The organism is Erysipelothrix larvae, from assembly GCF_001545095.1.
GTDB lineage: Bacteria > Bacillota_I > Bacilli_A > Erysipelotrichales > Erysipelotrichaceae > Erysipelothrix > Erysipelothrix larvae.
Genome location: NZ_CP013213.1, coordinates 367358 through 391804 on the forward strand (window position 1 = coordinate 367358; position 24447 = coordinate 391804).

At 39.6% G+C, this 24447-nt stretch carries 20 protein-coding genes and 1 pseudogene; 13 read left to right on the forward strand and 8 right to left on the reverse strand.

The window, feature by feature from the left end:
* Positions 1-105 precede the first annotated feature (105 nt).
* The 3 genes from AOC36_RS01770 to AOC36_RS01780 form a co-directional block, all read right to left on the reverse strand.
* Positions 106-2169 carry a glutamine synthetase III domain-containing protein gene (locus tag AOC36_RS01770; RefSeq protein ID WP_067630580.1) on the reverse strand — a complete coding sequence of 688 codons (2064 nt, stop codon included), beginning with the start codon at positions 2167-2169 and terminating at the stop codon, positions 106-108.
* A 344-nt stretch (positions 2170-2513) separates the two neighbouring features.
* Positions 2514-2762, reverse strand: coding sequence for a NifU family protein (locus AOC36_RS01775; protein ID WP_067630583.1), 249 nt, complete (start codon positions 2760-2762; stop codon positions 2514-2516).
* A 9-nt stretch (positions 2763-2771) separates the two neighbouring features.
* On the reverse strand, positions 2772-3227 hold the full coding sequence (locus AOC36_RS01780; RefSeq protein WP_067630586.1) for a divergent PAP2 family protein: 456 nt from the start codon (positions 3225-3227) through the stop codon (positions 2772-2774).
* 76 nt (positions 3228-3303) lie between these two features.
* On the opposite strand from AOC36_RS01780, the pseudogene AOC36_RS12430 reads away from it, so the two are divergent.
* Both AOC36_RS12430 and AOC36_RS01785 read left to right on the forward strand, forming a co-directional pair.
* Positions 3304-3591, forward strand: a pseudogene (locus AOC36_RS12430) (S1 RNA-binding domain-containing protein); the annotation flags it as partial.
* A gap of 75 nt (positions 3592-3666) precedes the next feature.
* Positions 3667-4944, forward strand: coding sequence for a glucose-6-phosphate isomerase (locus AOC36_RS01785; RefSeq protein ID WP_067634548.1), 1278 nt, complete (start codon positions 3667-3669; stop codon positions 4942-4944).
* A gap of 53 nt (positions 4945-4997) precedes the next feature.
* On the opposite strand, the gene msrA is transcribed toward AOC36_RS01785, so the two are convergent.
* The gene (gene msrA, locus AOC36_RS01790) at positions 4998-5510 is read right to left on the reverse strand and encodes a peptide-methionine (S)-S-oxide reductase MsrA (protein WP_067630589.1); all 513 of its coding nucleotides are present in this window, start codon (positions 5508-5510) and stop codon (positions 4998-5000) included.
* 86 nt (positions 5511-5596) lie between these two features.
* Here msrA and AOC36_RS01795 point away from each other — a divergent pair, with 86 nt between their 5' ends.
* The 4 genes from AOC36_RS01795 (at position 5597) to AOC36_RS01810 (ending at position 11910) form a co-directional block, all read left to right on the forward strand.
* Positions 5597-7318 (forward strand): ABC transporter ATP-binding protein, encoded by a 1722-nt coding sequence (locus tag AOC36_RS01795; protein ID WP_067630592.1) that lies wholly within the window; start codon positions 5597-5599, stop codon positions 7316-7318.
* Complete coding sequence (locus AOC36_RS01800; RefSeq protein WP_067630595.1) at positions 7315-9093, forward strand: ABC transporter ATP-binding protein; 1779 nt, start codon at positions 7315-7317, stop codon at positions 9091-9093. The genes AOC36_RS01795 and AOC36_RS01800 overlap by 4 nt, the downstream gene beginning before the upstream one ends.
* Before the next feature lie 317 nt (positions 9094-9410).
* Positions 9411-10505, forward strand: coding sequence for a glycosyltransferase (locus AOC36_RS01805; protein ID WP_067630598.1), 1095 nt, complete (start codon positions 9411-9413; stop codon positions 10503-10505).
* Between the two features lie 304 nt (positions 10506-10809).
* Positions 10810-11910: an NAD(P)-dependent alcohol dehydrogenase gene (locus AOC36_RS01810; RefSeq protein WP_067630601.1), complete on the forward strand. Its 1101-nt coding sequence runs from the start codon at positions 10810-10812 to the stop codon at positions 11908-11910.
* Between the two features lie 53 nt (positions 11911-11963).
* Here the strand turns inward: AOC36_RS01810 and AOC36_RS01815 are convergent, their stop codons facing one another.
* Together AOC36_RS01815 and AOC36_RS01820 are read right to left on the reverse strand one after the other, a co-directional pair.
* Positions 11964-12518 (reverse strand): 4Fe-4S single cluster domain-containing protein, encoded by a 555-nt coding sequence (locus tag AOC36_RS01815; protein WP_067630604.1) that lies wholly within the window; start codon positions 12516-12518, stop codon positions 11964-11966.
* Positions 12515-14857 (reverse strand): anaerobic ribonucleoside triphosphate reductase, encoded by a 2343-nt coding sequence (locus tag AOC36_RS01820; RefSeq protein ID WP_067630607.1) that lies wholly within the window; start codon positions 14855-14857, stop codon positions 12515-12517. The genes AOC36_RS01815 and AOC36_RS01820 overlap by 4 nt, the downstream gene beginning before the upstream one ends.
* Positions 14858-15039: 182 nt before the next feature.
* Here AOC36_RS01820 and AOC36_RS01825 point away from each other — a divergent pair, with 182 nt between their 5' ends.
* From AOC36_RS01825 to smpB, 4 genes are all read left to right on the forward strand, one after another.
* Positions 15040-15249, forward strand: coding sequence for a helix-turn-helix domain-containing protein (locus AOC36_RS01825; protein ID WP_198401189.1), 210 nt, complete (start codon positions 15040-15042; stop codon positions 15247-15249).
* Between the two features lie 515 nt (positions 15250-15764).
* Entirely contained in the window at positions 15765-15998 is a 234-nt protein-coding gene (gene secG, locus AOC36_RS01830; protein WP_067630612.1) for a preprotein translocase subunit SecG, read from the forward strand.
* Positions 15999-16034: 36 nt separating this feature from the next.
* The gene (rnr, locus tag AOC36_RS01835; protein WP_067630615.1) at positions 16035-18134 is read left to right on the forward strand and encodes a ribonuclease R; all 2100 of its coding nucleotides are present in this window, start codon (positions 16035-16037) and stop codon (positions 18132-18134) included.
* On the forward strand, positions 18109-18558 hold the full coding sequence (gene smpB, locus AOC36_RS01840; protein ID WP_067630618.1) for an SsrA-binding protein SmpB: 450 nt from the start codon (positions 18109-18111) through the stop codon (positions 18556-18558). Before rnr ends, smpB begins: the two co-directional genes overlap by 26 nt.
* Before the next feature lie 632 nt (positions 18559-19190).
* Here smpB and tnpB read toward each other — a convergent pair.
* Together tnpB and tnpA are read right to left on the reverse strand one after the other, a co-directional pair.
* The gene (tnpB, locus tag AOC36_RS01845) at positions 19191-20324 is read right to left on the reverse strand and encodes an IS200/IS605 family element RNA-guided endonuclease TnpB (RefSeq protein ID WP_067630621.1); all 1134 of its coding nucleotides are present in this window, start codon (positions 20322-20324) and stop codon (positions 19191-19193) included.
* On the reverse strand, positions 20321-20725 hold the full coding sequence (tnpA, locus tag AOC36_RS01850) for an IS200/IS605 family transposase (RefSeq protein ID WP_067630624.1): 405 nt from the start codon (positions 20723-20725) through the stop codon (positions 20321-20323). The genes tnpB and tnpA overlap by 4 nt, the downstream gene beginning before the upstream one ends.
* Before the next feature lie 199 nt (positions 20726-20924).
* On the opposite strand from tnpA, the gene AOC36_RS01855 reads away from it, so the two are divergent.
* The 3 genes from AOC36_RS01855 to AOC36_RS01865 are packed head-to-tail and all read left to right on the forward strand — an operon-like array spanning position 20925 to position 24234.
* A complete protein-coding gene (locus AOC36_RS01855) occupies positions 20925-21497 on the forward strand; it encodes a LemA family protein (RefSeq protein WP_067630627.1) in 573 nt (190 codons plus the stop codon).
* A 49-nt stretch (positions 21498-21546) separates the two neighbouring features.
* On the forward strand, positions 21547-23484 hold the full coding sequence (locus AOC36_RS01860; RefSeq protein ID WP_067630630.1) for a DUF2207 domain-containing protein: 1938 nt from the start codon (positions 21547-21549) through the stop codon (positions 23482-23484).
* Positions 23485-23499: 15 nt separating this feature from the next.
* On the forward strand, positions 23500-24234 hold the full coding sequence (locus AOC36_RS01865; RefSeq protein ID WP_067630633.1) for a DeoR/GlpR family DNA-binding transcription regulator: 735 nt from the start codon (positions 23500-23502) through the stop codon (positions 24232-24234).
* The last annotated feature ends 213 nt before the right edge of the window (positions 24235-24447 follow it).

Here is a 24447-nt window from a genome sequence, read left to right on the forward strand (position 1 = left end):
TTTTTATCATGGGTTTAAATTGTCGTGATGTATATATGCCCGTAAAAAAAGCTACAAACGTAAACCGTAGATTAGATCGCGGGTGTGTTGTTTGTAGCTTTAGGTTTACACTTTGAATAAGATTTCAGTGTAGGTTGGATATGGATAGGATTTTTCTGGTAAGAGGAGTTCAACCTCATCACAAAGATCCCGTAAATGAATTAAGTGTGGACGCAGGTTTTTATCCATGGTGATGGCACGGTCTTTGCATGAATCGATGCCAAGGCATTGAGCCAGCGTTTTTTCACATGCATCGAGTGCATCGCTTAAATCATCGGCCAATTGCACACATTTGTTGACATGTCCTTGAAGGTATTTACTTGACGTATTTACTTGGGTCTGTGATGTGCGTGTAATCTCATCCACAACAGCAGGTAAAAGTCCACGACGTATCATAGATACAAAGGTTCTTACTTCTGTGTTGAGTGTTTCAATATGGCGTTCGTATGAAATCTCACTGCGCGCTTCAAGTTCACGACTGGACAAGATTTTCAATGTGCAAAAGAGGTCCAGTGTTTTTGGGTAAAGCAGGGCAGCGGTTGAATCAATGTAACGGTTTAGGTTTGGTAAGTTACGACGGCGTGCTTCTTCTACCCATGAATCATGGTAACCATCCCCATTAAAGATAATGTGTTTGTGTCGTTTAATAATTGATTGACAAACAAGGAGTGGGTTGTCTGGGTTTTGTTCGAGTTCATCTGCGAATTGTTCAAGGCTTTCTGCCATGATTGCATTCAGGGTTGTATTCACAAAGGCACCACAGATTGATGACCCTGGCATTCTGAATTCAAACTTCGAACCGGTAAATGCAAAGGGTGATGTACGGTTGCGATCGGAGCTGTCTTTTGGAAGCTCTTTTAATGAACCTAATGGGGAGTAGTACACTTTATCACTGGCTTTAGAGATCACATCACTGTGTTCAAGTTGGTTTAGAATTTCTTCGAGTTCAGAACCCATGAACATTGAAATGATTGCTGGTGGTGCTTCAGAAGCCCCCAGGCGTTGGTCATTTCCGGATGTTGATGCTGCAAAGCGCAAGAGTGCACTGTGACGTTCAACCGCGCGAAGTAAAGCACAAACGAAGACTAAGAATCGAATGTTTTCGTGAGGGACTGCTCCGGGGTCAAAAAGGTTAATCCCTGTATCCGTGACAAGGGAGAAGTTGTTGTGTTTTCCAGAACCGTTCACATAGGAGAATGGTTTTTCATGAAGAAGCGCGACCATATCATGTTTAAGAGCCACGCGTTTTAAGGTTTCCATAACCAGCATATTACGGTCTACCGCAACGTTTGCATCGGAATAAACAACCGCAATCTCAAATTGACATGGGGCAACTTCGTTGTGTTCTACTTTGGAATAGATGCCCAGTTTCCACAATTCTTCATTCACATCTTCCATGTAGTGAACCACATGGGATGGAATGGAACCATAGTAGTGCCCTACAAGCTCTTGGTCTTTAGGGGGACGGGCTCCAAAAAGCGTACGCCCCGTAAAGAGCAGGTCATCACGTGAGAAATAGTCTTCTTTTTTGATTAAGAAGTATTCTTGTTCAAGACCTACCATTTGGCGTACGGATTGGACATCGGTATCACCTAAAGCATGAAGCACACGTTTTGATGCTTGGCTCATCGCGTCCATTGATTTCAGTAGGGGTGCTTTCTCATCGAGTGAGTCACCGTGGAATGAAATAAAGACAGAAGGTATAAATAAAACATGACCTCTTAGAAATACTGGTGATGAAACATCCCAATATGTGTAGCCGCGGGCTTCAAAAGTTTGTCTCAGTCCACCATTTGGGAAGCTTGAGCCATCTGTTTCTCCTTTGATTAAATTCTTTCCTGAGAATCTAAAGATTGGATCACCTTTTGAGTCGGGTTCTAAAAAAGCGTCATGTTTTTCTGCACTGGAACCTGTCATTGGTATAAACCAGTGGGAATAGTGAGTTGCACCGTTTTCTAAAGCCCAAGTTTTCATTGCGTGGGCAATTGCGTCGGCAGTTTCTCGATCCATCGGTTCTTCTTTGTGAATGGATTGTTTCCATTTCGTATAAACAGGCCGTGGTAAATACTTAATCATTGTTTCTTCATCAAAACATTTGAGTCCAAAACATTCATAGGGCTTATCAGTCATAAAGCACTCCTCTCAAATAAACTTAATGAAATGATAATAACAGAATAAAAAGGGTATTGTAAATATAAAAAATGAAAAAAACAATTATTTTTTTGATACTTAGTATCCTTTTGTTTGGGGTGGATGGACCCTCAACCGTTTATAAAAAGGCAATCCATATACAAATCGCTAATTGTGTTATAAACATCCTATGTATCACTGTCATAAAATAGTTTATGGGTAGGGAATGGATTGTTTCAATTCCTGGATGTCAAGTGGGGATGGTGAGTGTGCGTGGGGAAGAAGCACAAAAAAAAGTTGATCCTTTATCATGAATTCAATCATGTTAAGAACCAACGTTTATCTTAGATTTCTTGAAATTCTTCTTCCGCAAGAATTACGCCTGTAACTTCTGGAATTTCATCCATTAATAAGGCTTCAACACCGCCCTTTAATGTGAAATCAACCAAGCCACAACCGACACAAGCTCCCAGTAAGCGGACCTTTACCAGTCCATTTTCATCAACACTCACAAACTCGATATCGCCCCCATCATATTGGATGTATGGACGGATACGACTTATGGTATGTACAATCTTTGATTCTAAATCCATCAGTATCACCTACCTAAAAAAGTATAACGCAGTTGCGACAATAAATCCAAGGACAAGCCCACCAATCACTTCAACCCATTTGTGGCCCAGTACGGTTTTCACACGTTCTTGATAGACGGGGTCAGTCAGTTTGTGTTTGGTTAACACTTCAAAGTCATTGATTAATTGTTTTGTCATGCGTATGTTTTGGCCTGCATAATAGCGTACATTCGCAGCATCGTATACGACAATAAGCATGAGGCAAAATGCGATGTAGAAGAAGGTTGATGTAAAGCCTTCACTATATCCGATTGCAAATGCAAGTCCTACAACTAATGCAGTGTGCGAGCTTGGAAATCCGCCACTTTCAAGTGCCATTTTAAAATCCCAATTTCCGGTCTTTATATAGTGAAAAATCGGTTTTAAAAGTTGTGCAACGATGTTCGCGACGATTGCGCATAAAAGCGGATAAAATTCGTTAAACACTGTATCACCTCACATGAAAAATTATACCACATCTTTTGTTATGTGGTATAATAACAATTGGAAATAAGGAGAATTCATGAAGCGGCAATATAAGAACGGACAAATCATAGAAGGTACGATTACTGGAATACAAGCCTATGGGGCTTTTGTACAAGTCGATGAAGATACAACGGGGCTCATCCATATCTCTGAGATATCGGATGATTTTGTGCGTAATATTCGTCAATTTGTATCACGTGGTGAGACCATCATCGCTAAAGTTCTTGATGTGGATAAACAAACGGGTCAGTTGCGTTTATCTTTAAAAGCGATGAATTATTCGCGACGTAGAGAACGTGTGAAGTTACCTGAAAAAAGACCGTTGGTTCCAGAAATGAAAATCGGATTTGAAACGTTAAGAGAAAGTTTGCCCCTGTGGATTAAAGCAAAGGAGACCCCTATGGTAAAAGTAGATTTAAGTCATGCGAAATTGAATGAAGATGTCCTCAGTTATCAATCTGAAGTATCACGCATTCACAGAATGATTCATGATAAAACTGGTAAAGGTTCAGATTATGTTGGGTGGGTAGACTGGGCAAATACCTACGATAAAGAAGAGTTTGCACGTATTTTAGATTGTGCAAAACGCATCCAAGATCAAGCGGAAGTATTGTTAGTATGTGGTATCGGTGGATCTTATCTAGGTGCACGTGCTGCAATTGATATGATGACAAACCCTTATGGTAAAAAAGATTTAGAAATCATTTATGTTGGGAATACATTCTCTTCAACTGCTGTTGTGCGTATTCTTGATTACATTAAGGACAAAGAGGTTGCATGTAATGTAATTTCTAAGTCAGGGACGACAACTGAAACTGCACTTGCATTCAGATTGATTCGTCAATTTATGGAAGAAAAATATGGTGAAACAGAAGCAGCACGTCGTATCTATGCAACAACTGATGCGAAAAATGGGCTTCTTAAGCCACTTGCAGATAAGAAAGGGTACGAAACCTTTGTCATTCCTGATGATATCGGGGGTCGTTTCTCAGTAATTACGCCAGTTGGCTTACTCCCAATTGCGGCTGCAGGCATTGATATTAATGCCCTTATGGATGGGGTTAAAGATGCAACGCATGACTATAATACCGATGACCTTACCACAAATGCTGCCTATGTATATGGTGTAACACGCCGTATCTTAGAAAAACAAGGCAAGTCTGTAGAAATGTTTGTAAGTTATGAACCACATTTGGTATTCTTAGCTGAATGGTGGAAGCAATTGTTTGGTGAATCTGAAGGGAAAGAAGATAAGGGATTACTTCCTGCAAGTGTGAACTTCTCAACAGACCTTCACTCAATGGGTCAATTTGTACAAGAAGGCACAAAGAATCTCTTTGAAACGGTCATTCGTGTTGTGAATCCGATTGAGGATATGGTATTCCCAAGTGATGAAGGGGACTTAGACCAATTGAATTACCTCGAAGGCAAGAGCTTGAACTGGGTAAATGAAAAAGCGTTTGAAGGAACACTTGAAGCGCATGAAATTACCGGAAATGTTCCAAATGTGATCATTGAAATTGAAAAAGTCGATGCATATACCTTTGGGTATCTTGTTTATTTCTTCTTCAAAGCATTAGCAATGTCTGTATACATGTTGGATGTGAATCCATTTGACCAACCGGGTGTTGAAGTATACAAACGCAATATGTTTAGACTCTTAGGTAAAACAAAATAAATTAAAAACAGCCGTTATCACATGAGAATTGTGACAACGGCTTTTGTGTATGATTATTTCAGTTCTTCAGGTTTCAATTTACTAAAATCTACATGACAATAGCCATGTGGGTTTTTCACAAGATACAGTTGATGGTCGGTGGGTGCATCATAAAAATTACGGAGCATTTCTACTTCCACAACCACGGGTTTGTTGTAGGATGCTCGTTTTGAATCCACAAAGTCTTGAAGCACTTTGAGGTCTTCTGTATTAGAAGGGTATAATCCAGTGCGGTATTGTGTCCCAATATCGCCCCCTTGTTTGTTGAGAGATGTTGGATCAATGATTCTGAAAATATGGTCAGCGATGTCACTTAGGGATAGGATGCTTGGATCATAGGTAAGCACGACCGCTTCTGCATGGTCAGTTTGTCCTGTGCAGACTTCCTCATAGGTTGGGTTTTCAACGGTGCCTTGGGCAAACCCTGCTTTGGTGTCGATGATGCCTTTGAGTCGACGGAAGTATTCTTCCACACCCCAGTAACAACCCCCAGCGACAACGATTGTTTTTGTGTTAGTTGATGTCATAATTTTTTGCCTCCATGGAAGTATATCATATCACGAAAAACTACGGGTTTCATGTGTTAAACTATAAGAAGAGAGGATGAGGTGCTTTGATATTATTTAAGTATTTCAAACAGTTTAAGAAATTTGGAATCTTATCTGTTTTATGTATTGCACTGGAAAGTGCGTTTGAACTTGCAATTCCAATGATTATGGCCGATATTATCGACATAGGGATTGCGAACCAGGATGTAGGTGTCATTTACCGACAAGGGGCATTAATGATCATGTGTGCGCTGATTTCCCTTGTGTTAGGGTATTTATATGCCCACTATTCATCACGTTTTGCCTTTAATGTTGGGAATCAATTGCGTATTGATGTGTTTAAGAAAATTCAAACGTTTTCATTTCAAAATTTGGATGGGTTTTCCAATGCATCCCTAATAACTCGTTTAACCTCAGACATTAACATCATTCAAAGTTCAATTAACAATGGGATACGCCCGATGTTTAGAGCCCCTGTGATGCTTGTGATGTCGATTGTGTTTGCCTTTATGATGGACCGTAATTTATCCCTTGTGTTTTTAATTGCCGCACCTATTCTTGCGACCTTCTTAGTGATGATTGTGAAACGCATTGAACCACGTTTTAAGATGCTTCAAGAAGCGGTGGATCGTGTGAATGAAATTGTTCAAGAAAACTTAGTGGGAATTCGTGTTGTGAAGGCCTATGTGCGCGAAGATACTGAAGCCAAAAAGTTTGAAGCAGTGAATGATTATGTACGGGATACAGGGATTAATACCTATCGGGTAGCAACCCTGAATTTACCACTCTTTCAGAGTGTGATGTATTGTACAATTCTTGCGATAATTTGGTTTGGTGGCAATCGAATCTTTGCGGATCAAATGCAAATTGGTGCTTTAACGGGGATCTTAAGTTATGTGCTTCAAGTTTTAAATTCATTAATGATGCTTTCTAATGTATTCTTATTAATTACCCGTTCACTCACATCGGTTGAACGGATTGAGGAAGTGATTGTGGAGCCGGTTGAATTGGATGAAAATGAAGGTGGGCTGCGATCACTGAAAGATGGTTCCATTGTCTTTAGACATGTTACCTTTAAGTATTCTAAAGAATCACAAGAACCGGTACTGCATGATATTTCATTTTGGATCTCATCGGGGTCAATGGTTGGTATCATGGGAACAACGGGTTCATCTAAGAGTTCTTTAGTTCAACTGATATTACGACTTTATGATGTCAGTGATGGTGAAGTAATTGTTGGGGGTCATAATGTGTGTGATTATGACTTAAGACATTTACGGGAAGAACTTGCGATTGTGCTTCAGAAAAACACCTTGTTTTCAGGCACAATTCTTGAAAACTTACGATGGGGTAAGAAAGATGCAACCCTTGATGAAGTGATTGAAGCATGTAAGATTGCATGTTGCCATGATTTCATTGATGCCTTGAGTGATGGGTATAATTCCCGTGTTGAACAAGGCGGTGCAAACTTCTCAGGTGGACAAAAACAACGGCTTTGTATTGCAAGAGCCCTTCTAAAAAATCCAAAAATCTTAATTCTTGATGATTCAACCAGTGCCCTTGACCGTCAAACGGAACAACGTATTTGGGAGGGGTTGAAATCGAGTTATCCAGATACCACAAAAATCATTATCGCTCAACGGGTTTCATCCGTGATTGATACCGATCAAATCATCATTCTTGATGGTGGTGAAATTCATGCGGCAGGAGATCATGAAGCACTTATGGTGCTTGATCCATTGTATCGTGAGATTTACCAATCCCAACAAGAGGGGGTGTTGGCATGAGTGTAAAACGCCCGCAACAAACAAAATCCGCTTTATCGCGTTTGATTCAATACTTGGGCGATTATAAGTGGACCGTCATGCTCGTAGCGATTTTAGTAGTCATCAGCAGTTTAGCCAATGTGTTTGGAACCTTCATGTTGAAACCAATCATTAATGACACCATTGCGATGCATGATTTGGAAGGATTACTGCGAAAGCTTCTTATTTTAGGAACCATTTATTTCTGTGGGGCATCGGCTTCATTAACCTATACGCAACTTATGGTACGTGTCTCACAACGGGTGATTGCGAACATTCGACGTGACCTATTTGAACACATGGAAAAACTGTCCATTCGGTACTTTGATACGCATACCCATGGTGAAATGATGAGTAGTTTTACCAATGATATTGATACAGTAGCCGATGCGCTTAACAGTTCATTTACGATGTTGATTCAAAGTCTAACGGTTACAATTGGGACAATGATTATGATTGTGGTCTTGAGTTGGCAATTGTCCATCGTTGTCTTTGCAGCACTGTTTTTGATGGTGTTATATGTTCGTTATAACTCAGGAAAAAGTCGGGAATATTTCCGGAAACAACAACTCTCATTAGCAAATCTCAATGGGTATATTGAAGAAATCATCGAAGGTCAAAAGGTAGCAAAAGTGTTTAATCATGAGCACGAAGATCTTAAAACCTTTACTAAAGAGAGTGAAAAAGTAAGGGATAGTGCCATTGCAGCAGCAACCTATTCAGGACGTTTAGTTCCAATGATTGTGAGCATTTCCTATATAAATTACTCAATGTCTGCGGTAATGGGTGCACTCTTTACCTTAAGTGGACTTTTGGATGTGGGATCCCTGACTGCCTATCTTGTGTATGTGCGTCAAAGTGCCATGCCATTAAACCAACTTACGGGTCAAATTAACATGATTCTGATTGCACTTGCAGGTGCTGAGAGAATCTTCAATATCTTGGAAATTCAACCAGAAAATGATGAAGGAACGATTACTTCTGACACCCATTCATGGCATCATAAGGGTCAAGATTTCCCAATTCATGGGGATGTAGTCTTTGATCATGTGTCCTTTGGGTATAACTCAAACAAATTAATTCTTAAAGATTTATCCTTTAATGCTAAGTCAGGTCAAAAGATTGCATTAGTCGGTTCAACAGGTGCAGGTAAAACCACCATTATTAACCTATTGAGTCGGTTCTATGATGTCAGTAAGGGATCGATTCTTATTGATGGTCTTAATATTAAAGATATTGTGAAACATGATCTGCGTAAGGAAATGGCGATGGTAACCCAAGATACCCACTTGTTCTCAGGAACTATTATGGATAACATTCGTTATGGGAATCTTGAAGCCAGTGATGAAATGGTAATTGAAGCCGCAAAACTTGCGAATGCGGATTCGTTCATACGCCGTCTTCCACAAGGATATCAAACAAAGATTCGTGGTAAAGCAGATAATCTCTCACAAGGACAACGGCAGTTGTTGTCGATTGCACGTGCTGCAGTCTCTAATCCACACATTCTCATCCTTGATGAAGCAACATCATCCATTGATACACGAACCGAACGATTGATTGAACGGGGGATGGATGCTTTGATGCAAGGCCGAACAACCTTCGTGATTGCCCACCGTCTCTCAACGGTAAGAAATGCCGATTCAATACTCGTCTTAGAATATGGTGAAATCATTGAACGCGGTCCGCATGATGAACTTTTGGCTCAAAAGGGTCGGTACTATCAGTTGTATCATGGACTTGCGAAGTTGAGCTAATAAACATAAGGTATTACACATTGAACCAAACAAATCCATACTAATAAAGTGTGGAAGTGTTTGGTTTTTTTCTTCTACTATGTTTGTGCAGGGACCCTTGGGTGTTCATAATCGAAAGAACTAAAGATCAAATGATGAAATCATCGGTTTGATTCGATGCTTTACACATAAATCTGCATCTTAATTACAATAAGGGTGAAGGTTTCAATTCAGCGATCAAAACACATGTCACTTATGATTATATTATGACTATATATTCTTTTGATTATAGATTTAAGTACAACTAACGTACAATAAGAATATAGGGGGTGGTATGTGTGAAACTGTTAATGTTTACAAACACTGTGTTTAAAATCGGAGGCGTAGCGCGTGTTGTGACATCCCTTGCGAATGAATGGGTAAATTACTATGACGTGACGATCGTGAACACGCATCCTGGCTATTCACCGGAGCGAAAATTGTATAAAATTGATCCGCGTATAAAGATACATCACGACCCTGAGCTTTACATTCATGATCAAAACTTTCGCTTAACACAAGCGTCAAAAAACAAACTGCATGCTTATCTTAAGCATGAAGCCTTTGATGTAATCATTGGGGTGGAAGGGAAGCAATCCATTGCCCTTGCTGATGCATTAGAAGGCATTGATGCTCGGAAAATATCGTGGTTTCATAATTCGTATGAAGGATATTTTGAGAATAAGGGGCGGTTTTTGTGGAAGAAAAATGACCGTTTCAAACAGGCCATGGGAGCTTACGATCATTTAATTGTTTTAACACATCATGATAAGAAACGATTTGATGAAGCGTTTAACCTTGAATCAACGGTTATTCTAAATCCAATGCCCTTTAGAGGAAGTAAGAGTACACCCGTTTTCGATTACAAACGAATTCTTACAGTGGGACGAATTAAACAGCCAACCAAAGGGCTTGATTTGGCGGTTGAAGCACTGATTCCAGTGTTTAAAAAACATCCAGATTGGACGTGGCATGTTGTAGGTAATGGCCCCGATACGATTGCGATTGAAACGATGGTTAGAAATTTAGGCATTGAACGTCATGTCGTCTTCTATGGTGCGCATAGACATGTGAAAACATTCTATAAACATGCAAGTATCTTTTTGTTGCCTTCAAGGTGGGAAGGGCTTCCTATGGTTTCGTTGGAAGCAATGAGTTATGGACTTCCAATTGTGGGGTATGATATTGATGCACTTAAGGAAGTAGTAGGCAGTGCGTTACAAAAAGAAGTCTTGGCCCCGCAATGTTCAATTGAGGGACTTACTGAAAAGGTTTTGAGTCTTGTTGAGGATGAAGCGCACTGGAATTATGTTTCCAAACTTATTCAGCAACGTTCAAATCATTTCTCATTTGAGCGTGTGATGTTTGAGTGGGATTGTTTATTTAAAGATTAGATAACGATACCAAGACTTAATATAGGTCTTGGTATTTTTGTGTTAAAAATAATTTATATCAACGATTGAGTCATTACACTGTGAAGTAACGGACGATTGATCGAAATCAAGCAGGTTTATCCATAAAAAGTGTTGATTCCTTCTTTTTTAATCCTTAGATATACGCTAAGCATCAATACAAATGAGTTGGATTTGTTTTGACGAACTTAGAATCGGTGGATTGTCTCAATTCTTACCGCAAGTTATAATGGTTATAACAATATGAACTATGCTGTGAGTGGTCATATTTAAGGAGGAAGATGATATGAGAGTTAAAGCAGCAGTGACGTGGGATGCGGGTGCTCCCTTTGTTTTAGAGGATGTTGAATTGGATCAACCCAAAGCGACAGAAGTGTTGGTCGAAGTGGTTGCGACAGGTGTTTGCGCAACTGATGCAGGCGCAGCAGGCGGGCATATGGGTGTTCCATTTCCAATTGTGTTAGGGCATGAAGCATCTGGAATTGTGAAAGAAGTCGGTGAGGCAGTAACCTATGTGAAGCCTGGCGATCATGTGGTTGTGGCGTGTTGTTTGTGTGGTACCTGTGACAATTGTTTAACAGGAAAACCTGGTTCTTGTGAGCATATCCCACGACTTAATTTTGGTGGAGCCATGGAAGATGGAACCAAACGTCTTTCCAAAGACGGACACGAAATCTCGACATTCTTTGGTCAATCGACCTTTGCAACCTATGCAGTTACCAATGAGAAAAATCTTATCAAGGTTGATAAGTCCTTAGATCTTGAGTTATTAGGCCCATTGGGATGTGGGATTGTGACAGGCAGTGCGACTGTTTTAGAAGGGTTAAAACCAAAAAGTGGGTCTACAATCGCAATCTATGGCTGTGGTGCAGTGGGATTGAGTGCTGTGATGGCTGCAAAGATTTCAGGGTGTTTAAAGATTATTGCTGTTGATATCAATGATGATCGTTTGAAGCTTGCGAAAGAACTGGGTGCTACAGATGTGATTAACAGTAAAGCGCAGGATATCACAGAAATGGTACGGTCCTTAACGGATGGAAAAGGTGTACATTATGGTGTGGATGCGACAGGAAACTCTATGGTTGCGAAAAGTGCACTTGCTGCATTAACAAATCAAGGCGAGTTATGTCTTATTGGTGCAGGATATCAAGAGATTGGTATTGACTTAAACACTGAGTTTCTATTTGGAACAAAGAAACTATCAGGGTATATTGCGGGGCTTGTATCGTCGAAGTATATTGTCCCACGACTCATTGAGTACTATAAGCAAGGTCAATTTCCATTTGATAAGCTTGTGACATTCTATGATTTTGAGGATATTAATCAAGCGTTTGAAGATTCAAAAACAGGCATTACCATTAAGCCAATCCTTCGTATTAAGAAGTAATTCTTCACGATATTAAAAAGGAGCACTCAAATGAATGGGTGCTCCTTGTGTGTTTAGATAAAGATACCTTTATCCTTTTCTTTTGCTTTTGGAATATTGAGTTCTGGGTCTTTGAACCGTGTTGCGACAACCGGTGCATTTTTTTCAAGTGACGCAGGAACATCAATAATGCGTTGATTGGTTGATCCTCTAAAAAGTGTTTGAAGACTTCGTTGTGCAAGGATAAACCGGCCATCAATGAGGATTTCAATTTGTTCTAAGAACTTTCGAACATAAGGGTCGCGATGTCTTAACAGTGCATCCATTGTATAACCTGTATACGACCACAGGTTATAGCCGTGTTTTTTTAGCGCTACTGCAATGTAATAACAACTTTCTGCTTGGACAAAGGGTTCTCCCCCTGAAAAGGTTACGCGTTTTAAATCGCGTTTTAGAATATCGTCAATGACAGTTTGGATGTCCAAGATTGTCCCACCATCAAATGGGATCGTGCTTTGGTTGTGGCATCCGGGACAGTTGTGTGGACACCCTTGGGTAAAGATTACCGAACGAAGGCCTTCACCATCTACGATTGAGTCGTGGATGAGTGAGGAAAGTCGGATGGTCATATGGAGTGTTTTACACGATCATGTTCTTCGGCGCGTTTCGCATCGTTGAATCGATCAAGGGTACCTACTAAATATCCTGTAATACGACGAATACGTTCAAATGGTTGTGCATTATGTGCTTCTTCACTGCGTCCACATACAGGACATACATCGTTGATGATTCCGGTATAACCACATGCCGGGTCACGGTCTACAGGGTGGTTGATTGCACCATATCCGATTTGGTAGTCGTGCATCTTACGCACAACTTCTTCAAAGGCTTCAAGGTTTTTAGTCGTATCGCCATCAAGTTCTACATAAGTGATGTGTCCACCGTTTGTAAGGTTGTGGTAGGGTGCTTCAAGTTGGAGTTTTTTGTCCACTGTTACATCATAGTAAACTGGAACATGGAAGGAGTTTGTGTAGTAATCGCGATCGGTAATGGCTTCAATGCTACCAAAGATTGATTGGTCAATTGCCACAAAGCGTCCTGAGAGTCCTTCTGCTGGTGTTGCGATGAGTGAGAAGTTGAGTCCGTATTCTTGGCTGTATTCATCGGCTTTCGCACGCATAAATCCAACAATTCGTAATCCAAGTTCTTGGGCTTCTTCGCTTTCTCCATGGTGCACACCAATCAATGCTTTTAGACATTCCGCAAGGCCAATAAATCCAAAGGCTAGGGAACCGTGTTTGAGGACACGACGAAGGTTTTCACTTGGTTTAAGTGTTTCTGAGTTTTTCCAAACACCTTGTCCTAAAAGGAATTTAAAGTTTGATACATGTTTTGCACATTGAATATCAAAGCGTTCAAGCAGTTGGTCTTTCACGAGGTCCATTAAGTCGCCTAATTCTTCAAAGAATCCGTCAATATCTGGAGTTTCATTGTTTAAAAGTCCATGTTTAATACCTAAACGTACGAGGTTGATTGAGGTAAAGCTTAGGTTACCACGTCCGGTCACAACTTCATTATCTGGATCAGTAATATCCCCCATTACACGGGTACGACACCCCATATAGGTACATTCTGTTTCATAATCACCGTCTTTGTAATATTGAAGGTTAAACGGTGAGTCGATGAATGAGAAGTTAGGGAAGAGTCGTTTTGAAGAAACAGCAATTGATTTTTTGAATAAATCGTAGTTAGGGTCTTCTGGATTGTAGTTAACGCCTTCTTTAACTTTAAAGATTGAAATTGGGAAAATCGGTGTTTCACCTTTTCCAAGTCCTGAATCCAATGCGTCAAGGTAGTTGTCCACAACCATGCGTCCTTCAGGTGAAATATCAGTACCAAAGTTCAGTGAACTAAATGGTACTTGTGCACCCGCACGAGAGTGCATGGTATTAAGGTTGTGAATGAATGCTTCCATTGCTTGGAAAGTGATCCGATTGGTGACTGCGAGTGCTTTTTCATACGCTTTTTCCACAAGTTTCATGACAGCATCGTTTTTACCTGCAACTAAACGGAGATCATCTAAAGTGACATCAATGGATGTGAATGCATCGATGGTTGCGACTGCTTTATCCATGTTGAAGTCTAAGAGAAGATCTTGAAGGTCAAGGTATTCATAAATTCGTTGTTTGAATTGTTTTTTGAAGGTGTTAAGGACACCGGGTGCCATGTAGTAGTCAAATGCAGGAATACTTTGGCCTCCATGTTGGTCGTTTTGATTGGATTGAATGGCGATTGCAGCTAAAGCAGCATAAGACATGATGTCTTTTGGTTTACGTAAGTGTCCATGACCTGTAGAGAACCCATTTTCAAAGAGTTTTGCGAGGTTAATTTGATTACAGGTTGTGGTACCCATTGGTAAAAAGTCCATATCATGGATGTGAATTTGTCCTGAATCATGAGCATTGTAAAAGTTATGACTCATTTGATATGCTTTCGCAAATTCTTTGGATACGGTTGAACCAAACTGCAACATCATTCCCATTGGACTGTTGCCATCAACGTTTGCGTTTTCACGTTTACTATCGTCTTCGTGTGCTTCTTTTTGATTGAGGGCTTCAATCGCTTTAAGGAATTTGTGTTGTTTAGAGATAAAGATTTTACGCGATTCATTACGACGGTTACGATATGAAGAAAATGATTCGTAAACATCAATATAATTCTGACGTAAAAGTTCACGTTCAATTAAGTCCTGAATGTGTTCAATAGACACAAAAGGATCCCCGTCAACGCTTTGAGCCAACACCGCTAATACTGCAGAGTACACTTCGTTTACATCATCACTGCTATATTTCTTGTTTTCTACAGAATCAAAGCCTTTTTTGATTGCGACTGCGATTTTTTCACCGTTAAATTTTGATTTGCGATTATCACGTTTAAGTATTACTAAATTTTCTAATTTATTTTCCATAATTCGATTTTCCCTCCGTATAAAATAACTACAAATAGCATATCTTTTATCAATGACAGATTCAAGGCTATATTGGGTAACTTTCGAATTGTTATTCCTTTAACAAAGTTTAATCATAAAATATTTAACGATAAACGATATGCTTGTGAAAAAGTATGGTATAATTACACAAGGTGATGACGATGATAGTAATCAGACTTGATCGGGTTATGGCCGATCGTAAAATGTCTTTAAAGGATTTATCCCAAAAGACTGGAATCTCGGAAGTCAATCTTTCGAAACTGAAAAATGAACGTGTAAAAGCGATTCGATTCTCGACACTCAATGCGATATGCCGTGAGTTGAAATGTCAACCCAGAGATCTACTCGAGTTCATTTATGATCTTGAGTAGTCGGTTTAAGACTTCATGGATAAGCCCTTTTTCAAATTGGGCAAATGGGTGTCCCAAAGTGTGCATGAATGTATCCTTCTTATGCTTTTTTAAGGCGTTTGATGATGCTTAAGATACAGGGTGAAATCCATTCATAGAAGACTGGTTTCTTCCAAGGTGCACACAATTTGTGTGTCTTTAAGACCCGGTTCTAAGGGTCTGTCGTTTTGTTTAATCGGCTTTAGGACTTCTATGAGCCAGCGTCAACGGACACACATTCGCACTAAGATCCTTGTTACGCATGATGTTGTATTTGACACGCATCGTGGTTTTGCTTGTGGACGGTGTTTGTATATTAACCATTTGAAAATCTCCTTTATGGCGATTATAAAATGAATCAATTTGAAATCTCAACACCAAAACACCCTTCTTTTTTCGCAAATACTTGGGTTTATCGTGTGTTTTAACCGTATAAACGTTGAAATCAGAGGGTGGATTTGTTAAAATGTAGTAGATTATTGAAAGGCATGATAAATATGGCTCAGTTTCTAGAATTCTTATTATTAATTGTATCAGCACTGCTGATCATTCTATCATTATTACAAAGCGGAAAATCTGAAGGATTTACGGGGGCATTTACAGGAAGTTCAAGTTTGAACTTATTCTCAAACACCAAAGAACGTGGTGCTGAGAAAGTAATCTCACGTATAACGATGGTTACGGGATGTCTTTATTTTGTTCTCGTAGTTATAATCTTGATAGTACAATAAGACCGCATATGCGGTTTTTATTTTGAAGAGGTACATATGAAACATACAGACACACAGTATGAAAAAGTAAAACAAGCGTTGTTTAAAGCGAATGGAACGGTCTACTCAGTGGATACATGGATTCAAAATTTGAATCAAACACTGGGCTTTTCATCATCCATTTGTGAGTCTGTTTTTAAGACAATGAAAGCCCATGAAGAATTGGTTCAAATTGATGACTTGCTTTATGTTATCGATAAGACGCATTTCAGGCTTGGAACCCTAAGAGTTGTCAGAGAAACCTTTGGCTTTGTCGGAGATAAGGCCGATGCAATCTATATCGGGGGACGCAATTTTAATGGAGCACTGGATCGTGATGTTGTTTTAGTACAATGTAATCAAGTGAATAAACAAGAAGAGGGGGATGTCATCAAGGTAATGGAACGTAAGCGTTCCTTCATCCTTGGTACCTTTGAAAAAAAGGGGAAGACACTCCTTTTTAAACCCTATGAAAATAAATTCCCGTATAATTTTGAGATTAAAGGGGAGGCAACACCAAACCAACGTGTGATTATCGCAGTGGACCGTGTTAAAAATGGTGTCGTAGAAGGCCATGTGCAATCGGTATTGGGATTAGCAGATGAACCTGGTATTGATGTGATCTCAGTGTTAATGGTTCATGATCTTGAGGTTGCCTTTAATCAGGATGCGCTTGATCAAGCAGCGACAATGCCTGATGAAGTCGATCCAACAAGTTTTGAAGGACGCATCGATCATCGCAATCAAAACGTCATCACCGTCGATGGTGAAGATGCAAAAGATTTGGATGATGCGATTTATCTCGAACGTAAAGCAGATGGGTATCGCTTGTATGTCCATATTGCGGATGTGAGTCACTATGTAACACCAAAATCACCCCTTGATGTGAATGCGTCAGAACGTACGTCTTCAATTTACCTTGTAGACCGCGTTGTACCGATGTTACCCAAAAACCTTTCCAATGGTGTGTGTTCTTTGCACCCCAATGTGGATCGTTTAACACTGACATGTATGATGGACATTGATTCGAAAGGGGTTGTGGATAACTATGCGGTTTATCCTTCAATCATTCAATCAAAACGTCGCATGAGTTATAATGAAATTAATCAAAATGATACATGGGGCAATGAAACGGATATGATTCACGACATGCTTCATTGTGCACAAATACTGCACTACACACGCAACCAAGCAGGGTCAATTGACTTTGAAAGTGATGAGGCGAAATATGTGGTGGATCATGAGGGGAATGTCTTAGACATTTACCGTCGAACACAAGGTGAAGCCGAAGCCATGATTGAAGCATTCATGGTTTGTGCCAATGAAACAGTTGCCCGGCATTGTAAATACTTGGAAATTCCAATTATGTACCGTGTCCATGAGAAACCAGATCTAGAGAAAGTCAAAGGATTGTCTCATACGCTGCGTACTTTAGGGTACCGTATGAAGGGAAGCTTGGATAAAATTCATCCAAAGACCCTTCAAAAAGCAATGGACTACTTTAAAGATAGACCCGAAGGCCCGGTTGTATCGCGTTTAATGATTCGTTCGATGAGTAAAGCACGCTATGATCAAGAACCGATTGGTCACTTTGGTTTAGCATTGGAAGACTATGCCCACTTTACCTCTCCAATTCGTCGTTATCCTGATTTATGGCTCCATCAATGTTTGAGAAAGTATGTCTTTAATCATGATTTCTCTCACTTTAATGACGATGTGCAGATGGCCCAAGATTGTGCAGCACATGTATCATCCAAAGAACGGGATATCATGGAAGCAGAACGCGATGTTGAGAAGATTAAGAAAGCACAGTACATGAAAGATAAAAAAGGTGAAGCCTATGAAGGGTTCATCAGTGGATTCAGTAATTACGGTATCTTTGTGGAACTGGAAAACACCGTTGAAGGGGTTGTACCTTTTAGAAGTATGCGGGATCATATGGTTGTGGATATGGCCTCACAAAAAGCCATCGGTACGCATACCAATGTTACCTATGTGTTAGGACAAAAAGTAAATGTAAAAGTAGAATCTGTTGACTTACAAGAACATGAAGTAGAGTTCTTTATGAAAGAGAAAAGGGGGGCGAAAAAACGTGTTAAGTATCGCAAAAAATCGTAAAGCGTATCATGATTATTTCATCAACGATACTTTTGAAGCTGGATTAGTGCTCACAGGCACCGAAATTAAATCCATTCGTCAAGGGCATGTACAACTCAAAGAATCCTATATCTCCATCCGCGATGGTGAAGCATGGATTAAAGGAATGCACATTGCACCCTATGATTTTGGAAATCGATTTAATCATGATGAAACCCGTGATCGCAAGTTGTTGTTGCATTCACATGAGATAAAAAAACTATTCAAAGAAATACAACTTCAAGGAAATACAATCGTACCGCTTCATTTATATTTGAAGAATGGTCGCGCGAAACTTGAAATTGGTGTTGCGAAAGGGAAGCATCTCTATGACAAACGTGCAACAGAACGTGATCGTTCCCTGAAACGTGAAGCGCAAAAGGCAACCAAAGAACGATATCAATAATATCCGATAAACTCAATTCAGCTGTGGATTGAGTTTTTTCTTGTAATTAAGGTTTGAATAAGGTTGAGTCCGTATACTATCAGTGTAAGGTGATTAAAATCACATTGAACCAATGGAGGTGATACCAACCGATTGTACTTGACAAGAATTTATGAGTATCCTAAAACTTAGATCGGGTAAGAGTCAATGAATCACAAACGCAAAGAGTTTATCATCAACATGAACACGTATTAACTTCTTCTCCCCTTATACAATCGAAAACGTATTGTGTTTTCAATCTCCTAAAAATATGTTCATGGGTGACTTTACTCTTGTGATACAGGTCTTCTCTTTATAAATCATTACAGTTGTCGGTAGATTATGAAGAAATGACGACGAATCCTTGCATTATGGAATCAATGAGTTGATCCTAAATGCAAGGAATTTTTTGTTATAAAGGGTTTTTATATAAGGTATGATAAATGCAATGTTAATTATTGATAACTTTTGGTGAACTACCCGCCACTTAGCATACGCTCGAAGTGGGGGCTTCTTGAGAACAAAGCAAACTTAATCGACATTCCTGTCGACCAGCGGTCACTTTTATTTATCAAGCTATCCCCGATGTCCCATCGGTTTATTGTTTTTCATTCTTAGGATTGATGCGAAAGTCTTAATCCTTCATTCAGGATATTGATGCTTGCATTCAAATCACGATCGTGTGTGATGTTGCAGTTGGAACATTCCCATTGACGTATCTCCAGTGGTTTCTTTCCATCATTATGTCCACAGTGAGAACACAGCTGACTGGACGGATACCAGGAATCAATCTTGATTACTTTTTTCCCATACCAATCGGCTTTGTATTCGAGCTTTGCCACAAATTGTGACCAAGACACATCTGCAATACTCTTTGAAACCCGCTTCGTCTTCATCATTTCTTTAACTTTTAAGGTTTCTATACAGAGCACATCATGGTTCTCGATTAGCTCCTTACTCACCTTGTTTAAGAAATCATTGCGTCGATTTGCGATCTTCTCATGGATTCGTGCGACATTTAACTTTTGCTTTTGGTAATTCTTGGCTTCACTCAGCGGGACACCCCGTTTCTTTGCCTCCCTTTTACGTTTTGATAACTTACGTTGTTCTCGTTTCAGTGTTTGTGCTTCTTGGTTCGTGAACCGTGGGTTTGGAATACGTCTTCCATCAGAGAGCACCGCAAAAGCAATCAATCCAAGATCAATCCCAACCTCAGACCCCGTCTTAGGTAGGTGCTCGATTGTTTCTTCGACTAAGAGTGAGACGTGATAGATTCCTGTTGTACTCCTTGATATCGTTGCGGATTTAATATCACCTTTTGGGTGACGATGCATCTTGATTCTCACAAGACTCTTAAGTTTTGGCAGTTTAAGATATTTATGATTTTTAACGGATATTGTTCCTTTTTGATTGTTTGTGGTATAGGACTGCTCCATTTTTCTTGATTTATACTTTGGCTCACCTACCTTTGGATCTCGATAACAATTCTTAAATGCTCGGTCAAGATTCAATTGTGCATTCGCTAAGGCAAGACTGTCTACTTCCTTCAAATAAGGGTAATCTTCCTTATACTTTGCAGGTGTTGGAATTTTATCGTTTGTTGGAAGTCCGTTTCGATAATCCTCATTCATTTGAAGCCGCTCTTCAAGCATGAGGTTATACGTCTTACGAACACAACCAAACGTTTTTGCGAAAAAGATGATTTGCTCTTGGTTTGGATAAATTCTAAACCTGTAGGCACGTTTCATCGCTTTTCCCCCTGTGTCTCAATATACTGTTTCAACACTTCTAGAGGTGCACCACCAACAGAAATCAAGCAGAAACTCTTTGACCAAAAAGCATCTTTCCAAAGGGATGCTTTCACTTCTGGAAATTCTTTCTTAATCAAGCGACTGCTTGCACTTTTGTAAGCATTGATAAACTTGCTAAGCGATGTATTTGGATGGGCTTTGAATAGAATATGAACATGGTCAACATCATGATTCCATTCAATACAGGTGATATTGTAGTTTGGAGCAATGGAAACAAAGATTTCATGAGCCCGTTTCGAAATTGAATCATTGATGACTTTTCTGCGATATTTTGTGACAAAAACCATATGATATGTCAATAAAAACACAGAATGAGCATTATTGTCTAAAACCTGCATATTATGCACTCCCCTTATATTTCTACTGACTATATTATATCATGATTTAAGGGTTAAAGACAGCCAATTCATCCCCCACTTATAGAAGTCGGAGACTTCTTGGCATTTCTGTTAAAAGTTTGTTATGATTCGCATTACTATGCTTGACTTTAGTTGATATTTGACTGTATGATACATGTAAGACATAGGAGGTATAACTATGAATATATTAACAGCAATTAGCGGATTATGGATTGCATTGGGCGTTGTTGTCATTGTCGTATTGTATGTTGTCATGGCATATAATGGTCTAGTGAGTCAACGTAATCTAGTGGAAGAAGCATTCTCAACGATGGATGTGTACCTTAAAAAGCGTTATGACTTGATTCCAAACCTTGTTGAAACAGTAAAAGGGTATGCGAAACATGAAAGTGGTACACTTGAAGCGGTAATCTCAGCACGAAACAAGGCTGTAAATGCCACTACTGATGAAGCACGTCTTCAAGCAGAAGGTGACTTAAGTCAAGTGATGGGTCGTTTGTTTGCATTGACTGAAAGTTATCCAGATCTTAAGGCAAATACAAACTTCCTTGATTTACAAAATCAATTGAAACTCATTGAAACAGAAATCGCTCAATCTCGTAAATACTATAACGGTACTACTCGTGACTTTAACACGAAGATTGAAACATTCCCTTCAGTGATTATCGCAAATATGTTTGGGTTCAAACGTAAACCTCTCTATGAAGTAAACAATGAAACTGAACGCGAAAACGTCAAAGTATCATTTTAAGCAACAGGGGATGTAATCCCCTTTCTTTATTTACAGGAGGTGATGACACATGAAACGTAAGTTAATGCTGTGTCTTTTAACTCTGACATTGTTTTTAGGTTTAAGACCAATCAATGTTCATGCTGAAACCAGTACGATTGATGGTCTGAACCTCAATGTTCAAATGAACGTAAACGAAAATGGTGTCATTGAGGTTACAGAAGAAGTAACGGTATATTTTAATAATCCCCAACAAGGAATCTTTGTGGTACTACCACAACTCTACTCTGATTTCGATGTAGGTGGTTGGACAAACAAACCCAATGATAAGCGCAATTATTTCTTTAGAATTACAGATTTTACCTCATCAACCCATGCGGTAACTGAAGATGATGACAGTTCATCGTTAAGTGATTTAGTATTTCGTTTAGGAACAGCGGGTCAATTCTTAACGGGTGAGCAGACCTTTAAGTATTCATATAAGATTCACACCCAAGATTTAGGTCTTGGTTTGGATTATGATGTATTCTTTATGAATATAAAGGGAAATGGATGGAACTTTGATTTTGAGAATGTCGACTTTACCATTCAATTTGAAAAAGACTTACCTGAAAGTTTTCCACATGAAATTCAAGCCGGAACCCAAGAATCCTACAATGTCGTAGAGATACACCGCGATGGCAATACGTTATCTGGAAGTGTGGGACCTTCAAGAACCTATGAAGCTGTGACGATCATGGCAGAGTTACCACATGGATTCTTTAGTTTCGCAAACCATGACTTCACCTTTGTTGGGTTTGGTCTATTGGTTGGGGTGTTAGCACTTTTAATCTTCTGGTTTATGCGTTATGGAAAAGATTATCCGATTGTGGAAACTGTTGAGTTTACTGCACCCGATGGCTTGAGTTCTGCGGAAGTAGCTTATATTTATAATCGGACAGTTCAAGCAAAAGATGTCACTTCACTCATTATCTTATGGGCGTCTCAAGGCTTCTTAACGCTTGAAGAGCTGGATGATGATACCATTAAAATATCGAAAGTTTCTGAATATCACGGTCACAATCGAGAAGAAGAACGGTTATTTATGGCACTCTTTGAAGATCGTGATGAAGTAACAACCCAAGAACTGACCAATACTTTTGGGCAAAAGATTACATTTGCGGTAGGGAGCATTCCGGATTACTTCCGTAAAGATAAAGATAAGAAAGTCTATGATACAAAATCAACGGGTATGAAGGTCTTAAGTTCGATACTCTTAACGGTTGCGTTTGGAATCTATTGTGGACTCGTCGTGTATGCTACCTTTGGTTACAGTGGGTTTGCATTCGTAGGATTTGGAATTGCGGGGGTTCTTTGTGCAATCGCTTGTATCATTGCAGGGATTGGATTTCCGTATATTAAACTCAATAAACTTCACCAAAAAGCCCTTATCGTGCTTTATTCAGTTGGTATTTCACTCATGCTTATCCTGATTCTAAAAGGGGGAAGTCTCTTGTTTAGAATCCAGGTCAATTCACTTCAACTCATCTGTGTGACGTTGATACTAACACTATCCTTAATCTTAACAGGACTTATGGATCGTAGAACACAACAAGGTGCACGGTGGTATGGTCAGATATCCGGGCTCAAACGCTTTATTGAAGTTGCAGAGCATGATCGACTTGTGAAACTGGCAGAAGAAACACCCACCATTTTCTATGACATCCTTCCATTTGCGTATGTATTGGGTGTTACGGATGTATGGAGTAAGAAGTTTGAATCAATTGCGATTGAAACACCCGATTGGTATCATACAACTTCAACCATTCCCAATATGAACAGCATCTATATGTGGTCGATGTTGAATCGTTCCATGAATACCGTCCAACGATCGATGATTTCTGAGCCAATTAATTCAACATCATCAGGCCGTGGCTTTGGTGGTGGCGGTGGCTTTGGCGGTGGTTCATCTGGCGGTGGTGGCTTCTCAGGTGGCGGCTTTGGCGGCAGCGGTGGCGGCGGCTGGTAAGATGGGAGGGACGCTATGCTAAAAGTGCAACGACAACAAAAAATAATAGATTATTTAAAGAATCATGAGTTTGCGCGTGTTGAAGACCTCGTATTACTTACCGATGCTTCAGAAATTACAGTTCGGCGTGATATTATTGAACTTCACGACAAGGGTAAACTAAAAAAAGTGCATGGTGGTGCACAAAGCGTTGATCAGGAATGGGTTAACACTGACATTGATGTGGAAACACGTATCCTTGAAAACATTGACATTAAAAAAGAAATCGCAAAACGAGCCAGTGCGTTAGTACAAGATAACATGATTGTATATCTTGATGCGGGTTCAACCGTGGGTGAAATGATTCCTTTACTTAAAGGAAAGAAAATCATCGTTTATACCCATGGTGTTCACCACGTTACACGACTTGTACGACATGGTATTGAATGTCATCTTGTTGGTGGGGATGTGAAACCCGCAACCCTAGCTTGTGTTGGTGTTGAGTGTATTCAAGCACTTTCACACTATAAGTTTGACCTTGCTTTTTTGGGAACCAACGCAGTTGATCCTGACTTTGGGTTTTCAACACCCGATGTGAATGAAGCAGCAGTAAAACGTAAAATCATTGAACAAGCACACGATGCATACTGCCTTGTGGACCATTCAAAGTTTTATAAAATCTCAAAGGTATCCTTTGCAGATGGTGATGCATTAAAAATCATCACGGACATAAAACCTGAAGGTGCGGATACATCCTTTATCTTCGCATAATCACAACTGTCATACGCTGTCACAATCTTTAAAAATGGATTGAATGATATGCTCGAGATCATTTCATATAACACATACACACTAAATCAAACAGACACGATTTTATAATCCAAACCTGTTTGATTTTTTTTTGGATTTATCTTGGGTGACCCGAATGTTTTATTATTGAATCGTTTGAGAAAGGGAAAATGAACAGGGTAGGTCTACTACCCA